17 protein-coding genes and 1 pseudogene are annotated in these 19,557 nt (G+C 70.9%); 11 read left to right on the forward strand and 7 right to left on the reverse strand.

Going from position 1 to position 19,557, the window contains the following annotated elements; translation table 11 throughout:
- Positions 1 to 104 precede the first annotated feature (104 nt).
- From BJY18_RS27250 to BJY18_RS27265, 4 genes and pseudogenes are all read left to right on the forward strand, one after another.
- The gene (locus BJY18_RS27250) at positions 105 to 653 is read left to right on the forward strand and encodes a hypothetical protein (protein ID WP_184782782.1); all 549 of its coding nucleotides are present in this window, start codon (positions 105 to 107) and stop codon (positions 651 to 653) included.
- The gene (locus tag BJY18_RS27255) at positions 650 to 1,723 is read left to right on the forward strand and encodes a peptidoglycan-binding protein (RefSeq protein ID WP_184782783.1); all 1,074 of its coding nucleotides are present in this window, start codon (positions 650 to 652) and stop codon (positions 1,721 to 1,723) included. Before BJY18_RS27250 ends, BJY18_RS27255 begins: the two co-directional genes overlap by 4 nt.
- Positions 1,720 to 2,388, forward strand: a pseudogene (locus BJY18_RS36400) (ABC transporter ATP-binding protein); the annotation flags it as partial. The gene BJY18_RS27255 and the pseudogene BJY18_RS36400, both read left to right, overlap by 4 nt.
- A 413-nt stretch (positions 2,389 to 2,801) precedes the next feature.
- Positions 2,802 to 3,935, forward strand: coding sequence for an ABC transporter permease (locus BJY18_RS27265; RefSeq protein WP_246460341.1), 1,134 nt, complete (start codon positions 2,802 to 2,804; stop codon positions 3,933 to 3,935).
- Positions 3,936 to 3,983: 48 nt separating this feature from the next.
- Here BJY18_RS27265 and serC read toward each other — a convergent pair whose 3' ends face one another.
- From serC to BJY18_RS27295, 6 genes are all read right to left on the reverse strand, one after another.
- Positions 3,984 to 5,108 carry a phosphoserine transaminase gene (serC, locus tag BJY18_RS27270; protein ID WP_184782785.1) on the reverse strand — a complete coding sequence of 375 codons (1,125 nt, stop codon included), beginning with the start codon at positions 5,106 to 5,108 and terminating at the stop codon, positions 3,984 to 3,986.
- A gap of 106 nt (positions 5,109 to 5,214) precedes the next feature.
- Entirely contained in the window at positions 5,215 to 6,561 is a 1,347-nt protein-coding gene (locus tag BJY18_RS27275; RefSeq protein WP_184782786.1) for a serine hydrolase domain-containing protein, read from the reverse strand.
- A gap of 23 nt (positions 6,562 to 6,584) precedes the next feature.
- Positions 6,585 to 7,208 (reverse strand): response regulator, encoded by a 624-nt coding sequence (locus BJY18_RS27280; RefSeq protein WP_184782787.1) that lies wholly within the window; start codon positions 7,206 to 7,208, stop codon positions 6,585 to 6,587.
- Positions 7,205 to 8,395, reverse strand: a complete 1,191-nt coding sequence (locus tag BJY18_RS27285; protein ID WP_312873972.1) for a sensor histidine kinase — start codon at positions 8,393 to 8,395, stop codon at positions 7,205 to 7,207. Before BJY18_RS27285 ends, BJY18_RS27280 begins: the two co-directional genes overlap by 4 nt.
- On the reverse strand, positions 8,374 to 9,189 hold the full coding sequence (locus BJY18_RS27290) for an ABC transporter permease (protein ID WP_184782789.1): 816 nt from the start codon (positions 9,187 to 9,189) through the stop codon (positions 8,374 to 8,376). Before BJY18_RS27290 ends, BJY18_RS27285 begins: the two co-directional genes overlap by 22 nt.
- Entirely contained in the window at positions 9,186 to 10,025 is an 840-nt protein-coding gene (locus BJY18_RS27295; RefSeq protein ID WP_184782790.1) for an ABC transporter ATP-binding protein, read from the reverse strand. Before BJY18_RS27295 ends, BJY18_RS27290 begins: the two co-directional genes overlap by 4 nt.
- Before the next feature lie 228 nt (positions 10,026 to 10,253).
- Between BJY18_RS27295 and BJY18_RS27300 the strand changes: the two genes are divergently transcribed.
- Together BJY18_RS27300 and BJY18_RS27305 are read left to right on the forward strand one after the other, a co-directional pair.
- On the forward strand, positions 10,254 to 11,978 hold the full coding sequence (locus BJY18_RS27300; RefSeq protein ID WP_221457979.1) for an SDR family oxidoreductase: 1,725 nt from the start codon (positions 10,254 to 10,256) through the stop codon (positions 11,976 to 11,978).
- A gap of 14 nt (positions 11,979 to 11,992) precedes the next feature.
- Positions 11,993 to 12,565, forward strand: coding sequence for a TetR/AcrR family transcriptional regulator (locus BJY18_RS27305; RefSeq protein ID WP_184784872.1), 573 nt, complete (start codon positions 11,993 to 11,995; stop codon positions 12,563 to 12,565).
- Positions 12,566 to 12,626: 61 nt separating this feature from the next.
- On the opposite strand, the gene BJY18_RS27310 is transcribed toward BJY18_RS27305, so the two are convergent.
- The gene (locus BJY18_RS27310; protein WP_184782791.1) at positions 12,627 to 13,766 is read right to left on the reverse strand and encodes a citrate synthase 2; all 1,140 of its coding nucleotides are present in this window, start codon (positions 13,764 to 13,766) and stop codon (positions 12,627 to 12,629) included.
- Positions 13,767 to 14,293: 527 nt separating this feature from the next.
- Here BJY18_RS27310 and BJY18_RS27315 point away from each other — a divergent pair.
- The 5 genes from BJY18_RS27315 to BJY18_RS27335 all read left to right on the forward strand — a co-directional run bounded on the left by BJY18_RS27315 (position 14,294) and on the right by BJY18_RS27335 (position 19,321).
- Positions 14,294 to 14,911 (forward strand): TetR/AcrR family transcriptional regulator, encoded by a 618-nt coding sequence (locus BJY18_RS27315; protein WP_184782792.1) that lies wholly within the window; start codon positions 14,294 to 14,296, stop codon positions 14,909 to 14,911.
- Positions 14,912 to 15,043: 132 nt separating this feature from the next.
- Entirely contained in the window at positions 15,044 to 15,727 is a 684-nt protein-coding gene (pdxH, locus tag BJY18_RS27320) for a pyridoxamine 5'-phosphate oxidase (protein ID WP_184782793.1), read from the forward strand.
- A gap of 97 nt (positions 15,728 to 15,824) precedes the next feature.
- Positions 15,825 to 17,135 carry an MFS transporter gene (locus BJY18_RS27325; RefSeq protein WP_184782794.1) on the forward strand — a complete coding sequence of 437 codons (1,311 nt, stop codon included), beginning with the start codon at positions 15,825 to 15,827 and terminating at the stop codon, positions 17,133 to 17,135.
- A gap of 227 nt (positions 17,136 to 17,362) precedes the next feature.
- Positions 17,363 to 17,926: a DUF3558 family protein gene (locus tag BJY18_RS27330; protein ID WP_312873973.1), complete on the forward strand. Its 564-nt coding sequence runs from the start codon at positions 17,363 to 17,365 to the stop codon at positions 17,924 to 17,926.
- Positions 17,927 to 17,968: 42 nt separating this feature from the next.
- Positions 17,969 to 19,321, forward strand: coding sequence for an APC family permease (locus BJY18_RS27335; protein ID WP_184782796.1), 1,353 nt, complete (start codon positions 17,969 to 17,971; stop codon positions 19,319 to 19,321).
- The last annotated feature ends 236 nt before the right edge of the window (positions 19,322 to 19,557 follow it).

Consider the following 19,557-nt stretch of genomic DNA (forward strand, 5'->3'; position numbering starts at 1 on the left):
CGGATAAGCGCGGCATAAGCGGTTTCGCTTACCGCGCCGGAATCGCCGGTTCCGTAGAACTTCGCCCACCGGGTCGGACGACCCGGGGTGACGAAGGAGGAGCAATGCGGAAGTCAGCGGTGGCCGCTCTGGCCGGAATGGCGGCGCTGGTGCTGTCGGCGTGCGGCAGCGGCGGCGACGAGGGGGACAAGGTCGCGTCGATCTCGTCGCCCCCGAGCTCGTCGGCCGCCGGCGACACGGGCGGCAGCGGCGGCACCGACGCCGACCGTGAACAGGCCATGCTGAAGTACGCGAAATGCATGCGGGACAACGGCATCGACATGCCCGATCCGAAGGGGGACGGCCAGGGCGTCACGATCGCCCTGCCGGGTGGTGGCGGCGACGGCAAGCTGGAGAAGGCCAGTGAGACCTGCAAGCACTTCCTGCCCAACGGCGGCGAGCCGAAGAAGCTCAGCCCGCAGGAGCTGGACGAGGCCCGTGAGCAGGCCAAGTGCATGCGTGAGCACGGTGTCGACATGCCGGACCCGAATCCGGACGGCGGTGCCCGGATGATGCCCGGGATCAAGGCCGGGGAGCAGGACAAGTTCAGCGAGGCGGCCAAGGCCTGCGGTATGGGTGACGCCGCGCCGGCCGCGGCGGGGGGCTCGAAGTGACCGGAAAGTCCCGGCGGGCCCGCTGGCTCGTCGCGGTCGCGGCGGCGGTCGTCGTACTGGGCACGACGACTGTCGTGGTGCTCACGCGGGTGGCCGAGGGCGCGTCCGCCCCGGCCGCCGGACCGAAGCCGGTCGAGACCACCGAGGTGGTCAAGGCCGACCTCAGCGACGAGGAAGAGGCCGAAGGCACCCTCGGCTACGGCTCGGAAACCGCGGTGAACGGACGGAAATCCGGCACGCTGACCTGGTTGCCGGCACCCGGGTCGAAGCTTTCCCGCGGCGACACCGTGTACGGAGTGGACGCGAAGCCGGTGCCGTTGTTCTACGGCAGCCTGCCGTTCTACCGCGACCTTTCGGTGGGCGTGGACAAGGGCGAGGACGTCAAGGAACTGGAAGAAAACCTGCGGGCACTGGGTTTCGGCGGATTCGGCACGCCGGACACCTCGTTCACCTCGGCGACCGCCGCGGCGGTGAAGCGGTGGCAGAAGTCGCTCGGCGCCGAGCGGACCGGCACCTTCGGCCAGGGCGACGTCGTACTCGCCGCCGGTGAACTGCGGGTGTCCGAGGCCTCCGGGCAGCTCGGCGGTCCGGCGCAGGGGTCGGTACTGAAGACGACCGGTACGGCGCGCTCGGTGGAGGTGAAGATCGACGCGGAGAAACAGCAGCTCGCGCAGGTGGACGCGAAGGTCGCGGTGACCGTGAACGGGACCGGGACCACCGGCACGGTCACCGACGTCGGCCACGTCGCCGAACCGGGCAAGGACGCCGCGGGCCAGCCCAACGGGAAGCTCACCATCACCGTCACCGTGCGGCTGGACGACCCGAAGGCGGCAGGTTCGCTCGATTCGGCACCGGTGACCGTACGGTTCACCAAGGACGTCCACAAGGGAGTGCTGGCCGTTCCGGTCGGGGCGCTGCTGGCGCTCGCCGAGGGCGGATACGCGGTGCAGGTCGAGCAGAACGGGCAGCAGCGGCTGATCGGGGTCGAGACCGGGCTGTTCAGCGGTGGCAAGGTGGAGGTCTCCGGGACCGGGCTGGCCGAGGGCATGCGGGTGGTGACGACCTCGTGACGCCGGTGCTCGCCGTGCGCGGGGCCGCACGCACCTATCCGGGCGGGGTGGCCGCGCTGCGGGACGTCTCGCTGTCGCTCGCGGAGGGCGAGCTCGCCGCGATCGTGGGCCCGTCCGGTTCGGGCAAGTCGACGTTGCTGCAGCTGATGGGCACCCTCGACCGGCCGACCGCGGGGCGGATCGAGGTACGCGGGCACGACGTCGCCACGCTGTCGGACCGCAGGCTGGCCGCGCTGCGGTCACGCTGGATCGGGTTCGTCTTCCAGCAGTTCTTCCTCGACGAGGGGCTCGGCGCGGTGGACAACGTCTGCACCGGGCTGCTGTACGCGGGTGTCGCGCGTCGCGAACGGCGACGGCGGGCGATGGCCGCGCTGGAGCGGGTCGGGCTGTCGCACCGGGCCGAACACCGGCCCGGCGAACTGTCCGGCGGCGAACGGCAGCGGGTGGCGATCGCCCGCGCGGTGGTCAGCGAACCGGCCATCCTCCTCGCCGACGAGCCGACCGGGAACCTCGACACCGGCACCGGCGCCGCGGTGCTCGCACTGCTGGGCGAGCTGAGCGCGGACGGCACCACGATCGTCGTGATCACCCATGACCGGGAGATCGCGGCCGGGCTGCCCCGCCAGATCGAACTGCTCGACGGCACCCTGCAACGCGACACCGGGCACCCCGGAACCGGCCACCCCGGCACCCGAGGAACCCCGAGGCAGCCGCGGCACCGGACGCCGGTCGTCACGCCGGTCGTCACGCCGGTCGTCTCGGTCCCGGTCCGCGAGGTGCGGGACGCGGCAGGCCATCCGGTCACGCGGCCGATCGCCGGTGGTGCCGGTGGTGACGCGCCGGCCGAGGGGCGGCTCGTGCATGGGGACGGCGGGTCGACCGCTGGTCCGATTGCCGGTGGCGACAGTGCTTCACTGGCCGGTCCGGTCGTCCGCGGGGAAGGCGGGCCGCGATGACCACGGTCGCACCACCACCACCGCCACCACCATCCGCGCCCGCCTCGCCGCCGGAACCGCCACCGGTGCCGTCGCCCGCGCGGCTCGGGGTGCGGGACGTGCTCGCGCTCGGGGCGCACGGGATGCGGACCCGCCCGGTGCGGGCCGTGCTGTCGGCGCTCGGGATCGCCATCGGCGTGGCCGCGATGGTCGCGGTGCTGGCGATCCCGGCGTCGAGCGCGAAAGCGATCCACGACCGGCTCGCCGCGCTCGGTACCAACCTGCTGACCGCCGCGCCGGGGCAGACCCTGTTCGGGGAGGACGCGACGCTGCCCGACGGCGCGGTCGACCGGGCACTGCGGATCGGCCCGGTGCAGGCCGCCGCGGAACTCGGGCTGACCAGCCAGAGTGTGCGCCGCAACGACCACATACCGGCCGAGGAGACGTCCGGGCTGTCGGTGTACGCGGCGCATCCGGAGCTGCTCGGCGTACTGGGCGGAGAGATCGTGTCCGGGGCGTTCCTCGGGCCGGCGAACGAGAAGTTCCCGGTCGTCGTACTCGGCCGGGAGGCTGCCGCGCGGCTGGGTGTCGACCACGTCGACCCGGCCCGGCCACCGCAGGTCTGGCTGGCCGGACGCTGGTTCACCGTCGCCGGGGTGCTCGGCCCGATGCCGCTCGCGCCCGAGGTGGAACGGTCGGTGCTGGTGGGCTGGGGCACCGCACAGGCGCTGCTCGGCTTCGACGGGCATCCGACCACCGTGTACGTCCGTGCCGACGAATCGCAGGTGCCCGCGGTGCGTGAGGTGCTCGGCGCGACGCTGAACCCGGCGTCACCGGAGGAGGTGGACGTCCGCCGTCCCTCCGACGCGCTCGAAGCGCAGCAGCTGACCGAAAACAGCTACAGCGCGTTGTTCCTCGGCCTGGGTGGGGTGGCGCTGCTGGTCGGCGGCGTCGGCGTGGCCAACACGATGGTGATCTCGGTGCTGGAACGACGCCGGGAAATCGGCCTGCGCCGGGCGCTCGGCGCGACCCGCCGGCAGGTCCGCGGGCAGTTCCTCGCGGAATCGGTGCTGCTGTCCGGGCTCGGCGGGATCGTCGGGGTGCTCATCGGCGTGCTGGCGACCGCCGGGTACGCACTGAGCCAGGGCTGGCCCGCGGTACTGCCGCCGCTCGCGCTGATCGGCGGGATCGCGGTGTCCGCCGTGGTCGGCGCCGTCGCCGGGGCCTACCCCGCGGCCCGCGCCGCACGGCTGCCACCCAGCCGCGCCCTCGCCTGAACCCTCGTGAGTGGTGAGACCGGTTCTCACCACTCACGAGGGGGTGGGTCAGGACTGGCGTTCGACGACGTACTCGATGCAGCGGGTGAGCTGGGTGATGTCGTCCGGGTCGATCGCCGGGAACAGGCCGATGCGCAGCTGGTTGCGGCCCAGCTTCCGGTACGGCTCGGTGTCGACGATGCCGTTCGCGCGCAACACCTTCGCCACCGCGGCGGCGTCGACCTCGTCGGCGAAGTCCACCGTGCCCACGACCTGCGAACGCAGCGCCGGATCGGTCACGAACGGCGTGGTGTAGGACGTCTTCTCCGCCCATTCGTAGAGCCGGCCCGAGGATTCCTTGGTCCGCGCCGTGGTCCAGTCGAGCCCGCCCTGGCCGTTCATCCACTCGATCTGCTCGGCGAGCAGGAAGAGCGTGGCCACCGCGGGGGTGTTGTAGGTCTGGTCCTTGCGCGAGTTGTCCAGCGCCGTGGTCAGCGACAGGAACTCGGGGATCCAGCGGTCGCCGCCGCCGAGCTCGCCGATCCGCTCGACCGCGGCGGGCGAGGCGAGGGCGATCCACAGCCCGCCGTCGGAGGCGAACGACTTCTGCGGCGCGAAGTAGTACACGTCGAAGTCCTCGGCCTTGACCGGCAGGCCGCCGGCACCCGAGGTGGCGTCGATCGCGACCAGCGCGCCCGCACTGCCCGCCGGACGGCGCACCGGCACCGCCACCCCGGTGGAGGTCTCGTTGTGCGCCCAGCCGACGAGGTCGGCGCCCGCCTGGTAGGCGATCTCCGGCGCGCTGCCGGGCTCGCCCTTGACCACGACGGAGTCCTTGAGGAACGGCGCCTTGTTCGTCACGGTCGCGAACTTCGAGGAGAACTCACCGTAGGTGAAGTGCTGCGCCTGCTCCCGCACGAGCCCGAACGCGGCGGCGTCCCAGAACGCGGTGGTGCCGCCGTTGCCGAGGATCACCTCGTAGCCCTCGGGCAGCGAGAACAGTTCGGACAGGCCGGCCCGAACCCGCCCGACGAGGGACTTCACCGGCTTCTGCCGGTGGGAGGTGCCCAGGTAGGTGGACCCGGAGCGGGCGAGGCTGACGAGCTGCTCTTCGCGGACCTTCGAGGGTCCGCAGCCGAAGCGGCCGTCGGCCGGCTTGAGGTCTGCGGGGATGCTCAACTCGGCGTCGGTCATGTGGCCAGTCTCTCAGGTCGGGACGACGCTGCTGACGGCGGTGGCCCGCTGTCCGCGATGTGGGAGCAGAACCGGATCACCGGGTGGCCGGGGTACGTCCGCGGGCTCAGCGCCAGCCGGCTTCGTCCACCCCGCCCGGGATCGGGGCGGCCGGATCGTAGGGGGTGCGGCTGAAGATGAACGTGGCCAGGTTCAGATGGTCGGCCGTTCCGTCCGGTCCGCGGCCGACGGTCAGCGTTTCGCCCGCGTAGTAGCCGTCCAGGCCCAGCCACTGGTCCGGGCCGGTCGGGTGGAAGCGGGAGGCGCGGCCGCCGCCGGTGGCCGGATCGAGCGACAGCAGCCCGTCGCTCTGCACGCGCAGCAGGTACGGGGTCGGGCCCCAGTGCCACAGTCCGGTGAGCGCGAGCAGCTTCGGATCCACAGTGGACGGTTGCCATTCCGCGGGCAGCGCGGGTTCCCGTTCCTCGGTGATGCCGATGAGGTCGAGGCACAGCGTCGTGATGCCCACGCCGGAGGTGGAGTTGGCCAGGCACAGCGCGCCGGTGCCGGTGGCCGCGTCGATCAGGGTCGCGGCGAGGAAACCGGGCATCGAGCCGGTGTGCCCGGCCAGGTGCCTGCCCTGGTGGCGCGCCACCATCAGGCCGAGCCCGAAACCGGTCGTCCACACCTCGGTGTCGTCGACGGTGTTCATCGTCCGCATCTCGGCCAGGGTGCCCCCGGACAGCACCCCGCCGGTGTGCCCGCCGAGGAACGACGTCCAGCGGCCGAGGTCGGTGATCGTGGACCACAGCTGACCCGCCGGGGCCATCGCGCCGGCGTCCGGCGACGGTTCGGGCAGCAGCACGTCGGCGAACGGGTGCACGGCGAAGCCCTCCGCGTGCGCGCCTTCGGGGTGCGGGGTCGTGCGGTGCATGCCCAGCGGGGTCAGGATTTCCTCGCGCACGACGTCGTACCAGGAGCGGCCGCGGTGGCGTGCCACCAGTTCGCCGAGCACGCCGAAGCCGACGTTCGAGTAGTGGAACTTGAAGCCCGGCCGCAGTTTCGTCGCGTCCTTCTCCAGGCTCGACGCGAGCGCCGCCCAGTCCGCGCCCGGTGAGCGTTCCCACCACTGGCCTGGCGATTCCGACGTGAGCCCGGAGGTGTGGGAAAGCAGCTGCGCGATGGTCGCGGACCCGAAGGCGGTACCCGACAGGTGCCGCTCCAGCGGATCGGTCAGCTCGAGCTTGCCCTCGTCGCGCAGGCGCAGCACGGCGGTCGCGATCATGGTCTTGGTGATCGAGCCGAGCCGGTACTGCGTGTCGTCGGTCGGACGGTCCGCGCCCACCCGACCGCGGGCGCCGGACCAGGCGATCTCGCCGTCCCGGACCACGGCCGCGACCAGTGATGGAGCGCGGCCGACCGCCTGTTCACGCGCGAGCCGGCGGTACAGGGCAAGTTCGGTCGAGTCCAGCATGCGGGCCATTCTGCCCGGACGGGTCAGCCGAGCAGAGCCCGGTCCAGCGCAGTCGTCACCGCCGCCGTGCGGTCGGACACCTCGAGTTTGGCGAACACCCGCAGCAGATGGGTTTTCACGGTCGCTTCACCGATGTGGAGAGCGCGGCCGATCTCGGCGTTGGTCAGTCCTTTCGCCACCAGCCGGAGCACTTCGACCTCCCGCGGGGACAGCGGGGACACCGGTTCCGGATTCCGCATCCGGTGCACCAGCCTGCCCGCGACCGACGGCGCCAGCACGGTTTCGCCACGCGCCGCCGCGCGGATCGCCCCGGCCAGCTCGGTGCGCGAAGCGTCCTTCAGCAGGTAGCCGGCCGCACCAGCTTCCACAGCGCGCAGGATGTCGGCGTCGGTTTCGTAAGTGGTCAGCACGACGATTCGTCGCGCGGGTGTCTCGGCGAGGATCGCGCGGATGGCCCCGACCCCGTCCAGGCCGGGCATTCGCAGGTCCATCAGCACCACGTCCGGCTGCTTCACGCGGTCCAGCGCCACTGCTTCGTCACCGGAACCGGCTTCGCCGACGACAGTGAGGTCCGCCTCGGCTTCGAGCATCCCGCGCAGGCCTTCGCGGACCACGGGATGGTCGTCCACGAGCATGATCGTGATCATGCGGGCACCTCCAGTTCCAGCCCGGTGCCGCCGCTCTCGCCCGCCCGCACGGTCAGCCGACCGCCCACCGTTTCGGCCCGAGAGCGCATCCCGCGTAACCCGAAGCCGGAAGTGGGTGCCTGCGAGGAGAAACCGCAGCCGTCATCGTCCACACGCAACCGTACTGTTCCGTCCACGGCGGACAGGCGCACGTGCACCCGGGACGCTCTGGCGTGCTTGCGGACGTTGGCCAGCGCCTCCTGCGCCGCCCGCAGCAACACGACCTCGGTCGCGGTGCGCAGTGGCGGCAGCACACTGTCCACTTCGCACTCGACGGCGATACCGGTCTCCTCGGCCAGCCGGTTCACCTGACGCCGTACGGCATCCGGCAGCGAGCCGGTGGCCAATTCGGACGGTGTCAACGCGGCGACCATCGTGCGTGCTTCGGCCAGGTTCTCCCGCGCGGTCGCCCCGGCCAGCGCCAGATGCTTGCGCACCGCGGCCGGGTCGGTGTCCAGTTCGGACTCGATCGCCTGGGTCAACGCGACGATGCTGGTGAAGCCCTGTGCCAGCGTGTCGTGGATCTCGCGAGCCAGCCGCTCCCGTTCGGCCGCGGTGCCCGCCTCGTGCGAGAGCCGCTCGACCTCCGCCTGGCTCTCCTCGAGTTCGCGGATCAGCCGGGCCCGCTCGCTGCTCTCCCGCAGCACGTCGCTGGTGAACTTGCCGGCCAGCACGCTGAAAACCAGGAGGATGGCGGTCATCGGCAGCAGGATGACCAGGTTCGGGGAGTCCCAGCCACCGGCGAGGACCGCCGAGGCCGGTTCACACAGGATCAGCAGCGTCGTCGCCACCACTGCCGGGCGCAGCTCCAGCAGCATGAACAGCAGCGGAGCGGTGAAGAACAGCACGAAGCTGGCGGTGGTGGCCGCGAAGATCGCGGTGGCGGTGAGCAGGAGCAGCGCGGTCGAGGCGAGGACCCGGGCCGTGCCGTTGTCCTCTCCCTGCACGATGTGCCGCCCGGTCACCAGGTAGCCGAGCGCCATTGCCGCGATCGCGCCGTCGGCGACCGCCTTGGCCGCCGGCGCCGGATCGTCGAAGAGCACCAGGAGCGCGGTCGCCACGCAGGCGACCGCGAACAGCACCTCCCAGGCCCAGTACGAACGCCGCCAGGCGTCGTCCGTGCGGTTCACCGTACTTCGTTCGTCCACCGGAACGTCACCCTCGCGAGCAGGAGCCCGGCCACGCACCACACGCCGAGAACGAGTGCGACCATCGGCAGTTCCCATGTCCCCGCCATCTCCTGGGTTGCGGCCTCCGGCGGCAGGAACACCGACCGGAAGCCCTGGCAGATCCATTTCAGCGGGAAGAAGGACGCGATGTCGACCATGATCTTCGGCAGGGTGGTGATCGGGGTGATGAAAACCCCGGAGATGAACTGCAGCACCAGGTACACCAGCTGCACCACGGCCACCGTGCCGTTGGCGGTACGGGTCAGCGAGCTGATCGCGATCCCGAGCAGCGTCGAGGACACGATGCCGAGCACCAGTACCCACAGCAGCGTCAGCCACTTCTCCGGGTCCGTTGGCAGCTCCAGGCCGAACAGCAGCATGGCCACCGCGGCCATCAGCACGGTCTGCGCCACGCTGGTCACCGCGACCATGACCACCTTGCCGATGAAGTATGCCGCCGGGGGCATCGGCGTGCCACGCAGCCGTTTCAGCGCACCCGTCTCCCGATCCGCGGCGATGCCGATGCCGACGCTGGTGAACGAGGTGGACACGATGCCGGCGCCGATCATGCCGGCCGCGAGCAGCTGCCCCGAGGACAGCCCGGCCTGTGTGGTCGGGCCGTCGAGGATGGAGCCGAGCAGCACCATCAGCACCGCGGGCAGGGTGAAGGTGAACACCACCTGCTCGCGATTTCGGAAGAACTGCCGCAGCTCGAACGAGCCGCGGGCGAGGCCGAGGCTCAGCGGGCCGGGAACGGGTGCGGTCGTGGTCACGGTTTCTCCCCGATCAGGTCCAGGTAGACGTCCTCCAGGCTGGGCCGCGTCACGGTGAGGCCGGCGAGCTCCCTGCCGTCGCCGGAAAGCTGCGTGACGAGCTTCGCGGGGAACGCGGTGCGCTCCTCGTGGTTTCCGCGCTCGTCGGTCCACCGCACGATGGCATCGGCCCGTTCGCGCCCGCCCAGCGTTGCCGGGGTCCCCTCCGCGACGAGCCCGCCGCCGGCGAGCACCGCGAGCCGGTCGGCCAGCGCCTCGACCTCGTCGAGGTAGTGGGTGGTGAGCACGATGGTGGTGCCGTCGTCGGCGAGTCCGTCGATCAGCGTCCAGAACTGCCGCCGGGCCTCCGGGTCGAAGCCGGTGGTCGGCTCGTCGAGGAAGAGCAGCTCCGGACGGCCCACGATGCCGAGTGCCACGTCCACCCGCCGGCGTTGCCCGCCGGACAGCGACCTGACCCGCGCCCCCGCCTTCGCGCTCAGCCCGACCTGCTCGATCACCTCCTCCGGGTTACGGAAGTTCGGGTAGTACCTCGCGAAGTGGCGCACGGTCTCCCGCACGGTCAGCTCGGCCGCGTCGGTGGCCGTCTGCAGCACGATGCCGAGGCGCGCCCGCCACGCCCGGCCCGCGCTGCCGGGGTCCTCGCCCAGCACGCGCGCCTCGCCACCGGTACGTCGCCGGTGTCCTTCCAGAATTTCCACGGTCGTCGTCTTGCCCGCCCCGTTCGGGCCGAGGAGGGCGAACACCTCGCCGTGGCGGATGTCCAGATCGATTCCGGCCACCGCGAGGTGGTCCGGGTACTCCTTGCGCAGTCCGCGCACTCGCACCGCTGTGCTCATGGCTTCATCCTGGGGCCGCCGACGTGGTCCCGGGACGTCCGGCCAGTGGAATCCGGCTGTCCACCGAACGGTGGACAGCGACGCCGTGGTTTCCCGTGGAACCAGCGAAAACACTGTCATGAGCGGGTTTTCCGGACGGCGAAACGAACTCGGCGGGAAGGGCAACCGCCGTCGAGGTGAACGTGGTCGGTCCGGCGCCACTGTTGACTAGTTGTCTAACATGACGGCATGTCTCACAAGCAGGTGATCGCCAGTGACGGTGTCCGCCTCTCGGTCCGGGTGCGCGGGGTGCCGGACGGGCCGACTGTCGTGCTCGTGCACGGCTACCCGGACAACAGCTCGCTGTGGGACGGCGTGGTCGCGGACCTGGGGCGACGACACCGCGTGGTGACTTACGACGTGCGCGGGGCCGGTGAGTCGGACAAGCCGCGGCTGCGCCGTGCGTACCTGCTCGACCAGCTCGTGGACGACCTGGCCGCGGTGGTGGACGAGGTCCAGCCCCGGGGCCGGGTGCACCTGCTCGCGCACGACTGGGGCTCGATCCAGGCCTGGCACGCGGTCACCGGTGACCGGCTGCGCGGGCGGATCGCCTCCTACACCTCGATTTCCGGGCCGAGCCTCGACCACGCCGGCGCCTGGTTCCGCGACCAGCTCAGCAGCCCGTCACCGAAGCGGCTGGTGAACGCGCTGCGGCAGTTCCTGCACTCGTACTACATCCTGCTCTTCCAGCTTCCGGTGCTCCCGGAACTGATGTGGCGCACCGGGGCGATGCGGGCGCTGATCGGCCGGCTGGAACCGGACGAGAAGGCGCCCTCGGTCGCGGACGGCGTGCACGGCTTGAAGCTCTACCGCGCCAACATGGGTTCGCGGATGGCCCGGCCGGACCCGCGTCCCGCGGAAATCCCGGTGCAGGTGCTCGCGCCGACCGGCGACGCCTACGTGACCACCCCGCTGCAGACCGAGGTCCAGCGCTGGGTGCCGGACCTGTGGATCCGGCGGGTCGTCGGCTCGCACTGGGTCGCGCGTGGCAAGCCGGAAGTGATCGCCGCCGCGGCGGCCGAACTGGTTGCCTACGTGGAAACCGGCGAGGAAAGCCGGGCGCTGAAACGGGCGCGGACGGGGAACCCGATGCGTGGTCGTTTTGCGCATCAGCTCGTCGTGGTCACCGGTGCGGGCAGCGGCATCGGCCGGGAGACAGCGCTGGCCTTCGCTGCCGAAGGGGCCGATGTCGTGGTGACCGACCTCAATGCGGACACCGCCGAAGAGACCGCGAAACTGGTGCAGGAAAAGGGATCCGCCGCGGGTTCGTACACAGTGGACTCTTCTGACGGAGAAGCGGTGGCGCGGTTCGCCGGGCAGGTGGCCGCCGATTTCGGCGTCCCCGACATCGTGGTGAACAACGCGGGAATCGGCATGTCCGGCTCCTTCACCGACACGACTGTCGAGGACTGGGAAAAGGTCGTGGACGTGAACCTGTGGGGAGTGATCCACGGCTGCCGCGCCTTCGCCCCGATGATGAAGGAACGTGCCGAGGGCGGGCAGATCGTGAACCTCGCGTCTGCCGCGGCCTACCTGCCGTCGAAGATTCTGACCGCCTATGGCACCACGAAAGCGGCGGTGCTGGCGCTGAGCAACGGCTTGCGTGCGGAGCTGGCGGCCGAGGGCATCGGGGTCACGGCGGTGTGCCCCGGCATCGTGAACACCAACATCACCGGCACGACCCGGTTCGTCGGCGTGGACGCCGAGGAACAGCGGCGGCGGCAGAAGGCGTCCTCGAAGCTGTACGCACGGCGTAACTTCGGCCCGGAAAAGGTCGCTCGGGACATTCTGCGCGCAGTGGAAAAGAACATCGCGGTGCAACCGTCCACTCCGGAAGCGAAGGTGGCGTATGTCCTTTCGCGACTGACGCCCGGACTGCTGCGTGCGGCGGCGAAGCTGGACGTCACGCCGTGAGCCGGCCGCGCCGGATGACCCCGCAGGCCCGGCGCGCCGACCTGATCGCCTCGGCGCTGGACTTGTTCGGCAGCCGGGCTCCGGAACTGGTCACAGTGGACGACATCATCGCGCACGCCGGGGTGTCGCGGCCGCTGTTCTACCGCTACTTCCGAAGCCTGCGCGAACTGCAGGTGCAGGCGCTGCGCACGGTGACCGACGGGCTCGTCGACGGGCTGGCGACGCTGGAGGAAGGTCCGCCGGAAGTGCGGGTGCGCGCAGCCGTGCGTGGTCTCATCGACGTCGTCGCGCACTACCGGGCGGGCTATGTCGCCCTGTTGCGCAGTGGTTCCGTCATCGCGACGTCGGAAACCGACGCGGCGATCGACGAGGTGCGCAACCGTGCGGTGACGCTGATCCTCGAGTCGCTGGGAATCGCCGAGCCTTCGGCTCTCGTGCTGCTCACGTTGCGCTGCTGGACCGCCGTGGTGGAAGGCGCACTGCTGTCGTGGCTGCAGGAAGGCACTGTGCCGCGCGAAGAACTGGACGGCTGGCTGGTGGACCAGCTGACCGCCATGCTCGCCACGACCAAGGCCCGCGAACGCTGAAACGCCGTGAAGGCCTCCTCCGGGGAATCCCTGGAAAAGGCCTTCACGGCGGTGAACGGGGTCAGTGCTTGGTGACGCTGTCCCAGCCTTCGACGTCGCCCGGCTTGCGCGGGGCCGGTCCGACGTACTTCGCCGACGGACGGACGAGCCGGCCGGTCTTCTTCTGCTCCAGGATGTGCGCGGCCCAGCCCGCGGTACGGGCGGAGGAGAACATCGAGGGCATCATCTGCGGCGGGACCTGCGCGAAGTCCAGGATCACCGCGGCCCAGAACTCCACGTTCGTTTCGATCGGGTGATCCGGGCGGCGTTCCCGCAGCTCGGTCAGCGCCGCCTGCTCCAGCGCGGCGGCGACCTCGAAGCGTTCCGCGCCCAGTTCCTTGCAGGTGCGGCGCAGCACGCGGGCCCGCGGGTCCTCCGCGCGGTAGACGCGGTGACCGAAGCCCATCAACCGCTCCTTGCGGTCGAGGATGCCCTTGACCAGGCCGGTCGCGTCGCCGGTGCGTTCGACCTCCTCGATCATCGGCAGCACCCGGGCAGGCGCCCCGCCGTGCAGCGGCCCGGACATCGCGCCGATCGCGCCGGAGAGCGAGGCGGCCACGTCGGCGCCGGTGGAGGCGATGACGCGGGCGGTGAAGGTGGACGCGTTGAGCCCGTGCTCGGCAGCCGAGACCCAGTAGGCGTCGAGCGCCTTGACGTGGTCCGGATTCGGCTCGCCGCGCCAGCGGACGAGGAACCGCTCGGTGATCGAGGACGCCTCGTCCACCCGTGCCTGCGGCACCGCGGGCTCGTTCAGCCCGCGCGCGGACTGGGCGATGTAGGACAGCGCCATCACCGAGGCACGGGCCAGCTGGTCGCGGGCCTGGTCGTCGGTGATGTCGAGCAGCGGCTGGAAGCCCCAGATCGGCGCGAGCATGGCGAGCGCCGACTGGACGTCGACCCGGACGTCCCCGGTGTGCACCGGGAGCGGGAACGGCTCGGCGGGCGGAAGGCCCTGTCCGAACCGGCCGTCGACGAGCAGGCCCCATACGTCCCCGAAGGTCACCTTGCCCGCGAGGTCCTCGATGTCCACGCCGCGGTAACGCAGCGCACCGCCGTCCCGATCGGGCTCGGCGATCTCGGTGTGGAACGCGACGACGCCTTCGAGCCCCGGCCGGAAGCCGTCGTCGGCCTGTTCGGTCTTGCTGGTCGTGGAGGTAGTCACTCTCGAGAAACCCTTTCGATGCGCATTTCCCCGGCTGTGTACTCACGCGCGCGGACGGGATACACGCTGGCTCCTGGCGCGCCTCATCGCACGGTGGACAAACCATGCTCCTCCGACCCACCCCGGGGCAACGGAAGAAGTGGTGGTTTCGGTCACGATTCCGAGAACGATTCAGCCCAGCCGTCGCCCGGACGGCAAGTTCTCCGGCGAGCGGAGGTGAACGGCGGGTTGCCCGGGGTGGGCGCGCCGTGTCGTGCGGACCAACCGCGGCGGTGGTCCGCACTGCGGCTGCACGTTCCGATTGGCCGGTCGTCCAGATCGTGCGCGGCCGGGAAATCGGCGCCGTGGGTCCGCTGAGTCCACTGTGGACCACAAATGCGATCGGGGCCGTCTTCGCCACCCGGCGGTCTCGGCTGCCCGGGACCTCGTTGTTCCTTCGAAAGCGACTACTGCTAGAAATTCGTGCCCTGGCAGGCGTGCGTGCGCACTTCTGGTCATGGATATTTTCATTGGTGGGAAGGGGACCTGTGGCCCGTACGTACGGTGGCGTCCCACCCGAGCGCAGGCGAGCCGAGCGGCGGGAGCGGCTGCTGACCGCGGCACTCGAACTCTTCACCGACCACGGTTTCCGGCGGACGCGGATCACCCAGCTGTGCAGCCGGGCCGCGGTGTCCACGCGGAACTTCTACGAGGAGTTCGCCGGCCTCGAAGAAGTACTGCGCACCCTGCACGACCGGATCAACTCGCTCGCGCTGCGGCACGTCTCCGCCGCGCTGGACGAGGTCGCCGACGCCGACGCGATGACCCGGATCGCCCGGCTGCTGGACGTGTTCGTGGCCACCGTGACCGTCGACCCCCGGATGCCGCGGCTCAACTACGTGGAAGCGGTCGGGGTGAGCCCGGAGCTGGAAGCACAGCACCAGGTCTGGGTCGACCGCTGGGCCGCTTTCATCGAGACCGAGGTCCGCCGGGGCGCGGCCGCCGGCCTCGTGCCCGACCGTGACTACCGGCTGACCGCGATCGCTCTCGTCGGCGCCGCGACCGGGCTGCTGCGCGAATGGCAGGCGCACGAGCCGCCGCTGCCGGTCGAAGAGGTGAGCGCGGAGCTGCGGGCGCTGATGCTCGCCGCGATCACCCGTCGGTGACCTGGATCGATCCGGCCCGCGGCGTGTCAGGAGTCACCGTTCGGTGGGTTTCGCCGCGCACGGTGAGCCAATACCGTCGGCGGATACCCGTGAGCCGAGACCCCTGCCAGGGACGATGAGAGGGTGGGCCGGATGACACCGGAGATCGACGAGGCGGCCGACGTGACGGACGCGGTCGTGCGCCTGCCCGGCATGCGGGTGGCCTACGACGGCGCGCCGTTCGACGAGTCGGCGCTGGCCTCGACGTGGACCGAGCAGCTGCAGAGCTGGCTGAGCCAGGCGGTCTCCGAGGGACTCGCCGAGCCCAACGCGATGGTGCTGGCCACCGCCGACGCCGAGGGCAGGCCCTCCTCCCGCACCGTGCTGTGCAAGGGACTCGACGAGCGCGGCGTGGTGTTCTACACCAACTACACCTCGGCCAAGAGCCACGACCTCACCGCGACGCGCTACGCCTCGGTGACTTTCCCCTGGTACCCGCTGCACCGCCAGGTCACCGTGCGTGGCGAGGTGGAGAAGGTCGGCGCCGAGGAGACGGCCGCCTACTGGGCCCAGCGCCCGCGCGGGTCGCAGCTCGGGGCCTGGGCCTCGCCGCAGTCGCGGGTGGTCGACGGCCGCCGGGCGCTGGACAACGCGCTGCGCACGGTCGAACGCCGGTTCGGCGAGGTCGACCGGATTCCGGCGCCGCCGCACTGGGGTGGCTGGCGGGTCCGCCCCGACTTCGTGGAGTTCTGGCAGGGCCGCGAGGACCGGATGCACGACCGTCTCCGCTTCCACCGCACACACGACGGCTGGCACGTGGAGCGCCTCGCCCCCTGATCACCCGTGCCCCTGTGAGTGGCGATGCCGGTCTCGCCACTCGGGAGGGCGAAATCACCTGGCTCGCCGTTGATTAGCATGGCTAAAGTCTGGGGTCGTGAGTTCTGAACGGGGGTCGTCGCCGCCCCGCAGCGGAGCCCGGAAGCTTCTCGGCCGGATTATCGTCGACACGCGTCCGCTCAAGATCCCGGCCTTCCGGCGGCTCTGGATGTCGACCGCGGTCACCGCGGTCGGTTCGCAGCTGACCGCGGTCGCGGTACCCAAACAACTCTTCGACCTGACCGGCTCGTCCGGCTATGTCGGCCTCAGCGGCGCGGTGGCGCTCGTGCCGCTGCTCGTGTTCGGCCTCTGGGGTGGCGCGATCGCGGACGCGGTCGACCGGCGCAAGCTGCTGCTGATCACCAACGTCGGCGTCACGATCACCTCGGCGCTGCTGTGGCTGCAGGCCTTCACCGGGGTCCACTCGGTGTGGCTGGTGCTCGGGCTGCTGGCCGCCAACCAGGCGTTCTTCGCGATCAACATGCCCACCCGCGGCGCGGTCGTCGCACGGCTCGTGCCGGCTGCGCTGCTGCCCTCGGCGAACGCGCTGAACACCACGATGTCCACCTTCGGCGCGGTGTTCGGCCCGCTGTTCGGCGGCGCGCTGATCCCGGTGATCGGCCTGTCCACGCTGTACCTGGTGGATGTCTGTGCCCTGCTGATCACGCTGCTCGCGGTGTGGCGGCTGCCCGCCATCCCGCCGCTCGGCGACACGTCGCGGGGTGCCGGGCTGCGCTCGGTGATCGACGGTTTCCGTTACCTGGCCACGAGAAAGGTCCTGCTCGCGTCGTTCGTGGCGGACATCATCGCGATGGTCGCCGGGATGCCGCGGGCACTGGTCCCGGAAATGGCCGAACGCACCTTCGGCGACCCGCCCGGCGGCGGCCCGGCGCTCGGACTGCTCTACGCGGCGCTGCCGGCCGGCGCCATGCTGATCGGGCTGTTCTCCGGCTGGCTGCACCGGGTGTACCGGCACGGCGTCGCGGTGGTCGTGTCGATCTGCTTGTGGGGTGCCGCGGTCGCGGCCTTCGGGCTCGCCCATTCGCTGTGGCTCGCGGTGGTGTTCATGGCGCTCGCCGGTGCGGCCGACATGGTCAGCGCGGTGTACCGCCAGGCGATCCTGCAGACGGCGACCACCGACGAGATGCGCGGGCGGCTTCAGGGCGTGTTCACCGTGGTGGTCGCGGGTGGCCCGCGTATCGCCGACCTCACGCACGGCTGGGCGGCGGCCGCCTGGGGCACCGCCGTCACGGCCACCGGCGGCGGACTGCTGGTGATCGTCCTGGTCCTGGCGGCGATGCTGGTGCTCCCGGCGTTCTGGCGCTACCGGGCCCCCGCCGAGGAGGACGACGTCGCCGCCACCGCGTGAGGCCGGCCGTCGCGCGGGCCGCCGGGGCGTGAGGCTCGCCGCCACGGCGTGAGGCCGGCCGTCGCGGTCGGGTGGGCTGCCACCGTGACCGCCGCGTGGGTCGGCCGTCGCGGGGCCGAGCGGCCGCTGCGTGAGGTGCATGCGATCGCCGTGCTCCCGTACTGGTGGCGGGTGCTGTCGCGGACCGGGCCCGCCGGCGTTGCTCCGAACGGCCTAGTATGCGCGGCATGCGTGCCTTACCGATCGCGTTGCTGGTCGCCGCCGCCGCTCTCGCCGCCTGTTCCTCGGGTGATCAGCAGGCCGCCGCTCCCCAGCCGTCGTCGTCCGCCCCGGCGTCCTCGTCGTCCGCTCCGGCCGGAAAGCCGGGGAAGACCGGGGACACCTGCTCGCTGCTGTCCGCGAACGAGGTGGGCAAGGCGATCAACATTCCCGGCGTGACCGCGAAGACCGGGCCGACCGAGGCCAACGCGAACAACGGCGGCAAGGCCACCAGCTGTGAGTACCTGGTCGGCGACAAGCAGGCCGGCGCGCTCGCGGTGACCCGGTACGAGGGGCGCCAGGCCAAGCCCGCGGACATGATCGCCGCGATCAAGAAGGCCAAGGCCGGTGCGGTGGACGTGCCTGGCTTCCCGGACGGCGCGGTGTACTACCTGGACGGCCGGAAGACCGCCACGCTCGCCGCCGCGAAGGTCGCGAACGGCGTCCCGGTGCTCGTCAACTACACCGGCCCGGCCAAGATGACGCAGCAGATGATGGTCCCGTTGGTGCACACCGCCGTCACCGGAGCCTGATCGACTTTCCGCACCCGGCCCGGCGAGGCAGACTGACCGCCCATGACGGACGTGAGCGTGGGGGCACCGCGGGCGGAGGAACCGCGGCTGCGGCGGGTCATGGGGCCGAAGCTGCTGTTGTTCTTCGTGGTCGGCGACATCATCGGTACCGGGGTGTACGCGCTGACCGGGCAGGTCGCCGGCCGGGTCGGCGGGGCGCTGTGGCTGCCGTTCCTGCTGGCGTTCGTGGTCGCGTTCATGACCGCGTTCAGCTACCTCGAACTGGTCGGCAAGTACCCGCGGGCGGCCGGCGCGGCGCTGTATGCGAACAAGGCGTTCGGGGTGCCGTTCCTGACGTTCATGGTCGCGTTCGCGGTGATGTGCTCCGGCATCACGTCGGCGTCCTCGGCCGCGGTCGCCTTCGGGGCGACCTACCTCGCCGCGTTCGTGAAGCTGCCGACGGTGCTGGTCGCGATCGCCTTCGTGGTCCTGCTGGCGTTGATCAACTTCCGCGGCGTGGGCGAATCGGTCAAGGCCAACGTGGTGCTCACCTGCATCGAGCTGGCCGGGCTGCTGATCATCATCGGCGTCGGCGTGTGGGCGGTGCTCAACGGCGACGGTGAACCGGCCCGGCTGGTCGAGATCGACACCGCGGACAAGACGTGGCTGGTGGCCATCACCTCGGCGACGTCGCTGGCGTTCTTCGCGATGGTGGGGTTCGAGGACTCGGTCAACATGGCCGAGGAATGCCACGATCCGGTCCGCATCTTCCCCCGCGCGATGCTCTGGGGGATGGTCATCGCCGCGACGATTTACGTGCTGGTGTCGGTGACGTCGTCCCTGCTCGTCCCGGCAGGCGACCTGGCCGCGGCCGAGAGCGACGCCCTGCTGAAGGTCCTCGACGTGGGCGCACCGGGGTTCCCGCGCGAGGTCTTCTCCGCGATCGGCCTGTTCGCGGTGATCAACTCGGCGTTGATCAACATGCTGATGGCCAGCAGGCTGCTCTACGGCCTGGCGAACGAACGGGTGCTGCCGCCGGTCTTCGGCCGGGTGCACCCGGTCCGCCGCACGCCGTGGGTGTCGATCGTGTTCACCAGCCTGATCGCGATCGTCCTGGTGTCCTTCGCGGACATCAGCGCACTCGGCGGTACCACGGCGCTGCTGCTGCTCGTCGTGTTCGCCGTCGTCAACATCGCCGTGCTGATCCTGCGCCGCGACAAGATGTCCCACCGGCACTTCCGCGCCCCGACCGTGGTCCCGGTGCTGGCCGCGGTGTGCTGCCTGTACCTGGTGAGCCCGTTCTCGGGCCGCCCGGCGCAGGACTACCGGGTCGCGGGCATCCTGCTGGCCGTAGGGGTCCTGCTGTGGCTGGTGAACTGGCTGGTGAAACGGGCACTGGACCGGCGTGCCGCGTGAGCCCGCGAGGCGACTGTCGACTTGTCGCCAGTGGGCGTGCCGGCGAGCAGCGGAACCAGGCCACCGGAGTGGGCCAGAGCCCGGATCCTTCAACGCCAGCCAAGGAAGCGTGGTGATCGGACTTTCCGTCCGCGCGTAATGCGTCAGTACGGAGCCTGCCCGACGTTGCCGCCGTGGCTGACCGTGGACGGAGCCGTGTCGCGGAGGTGCATGCACCGTCGACCAGTTCCTGGCCC

Source organism: Amycolatopsis jiangsuensis (assembly GCF_014204865.1).
GTDB lineage: Bacteria > Actinomycetota > Actinomycetes > Mycobacteriales > Pseudonocardiaceae > Amycolatopsis > Amycolatopsis jiangsuensis.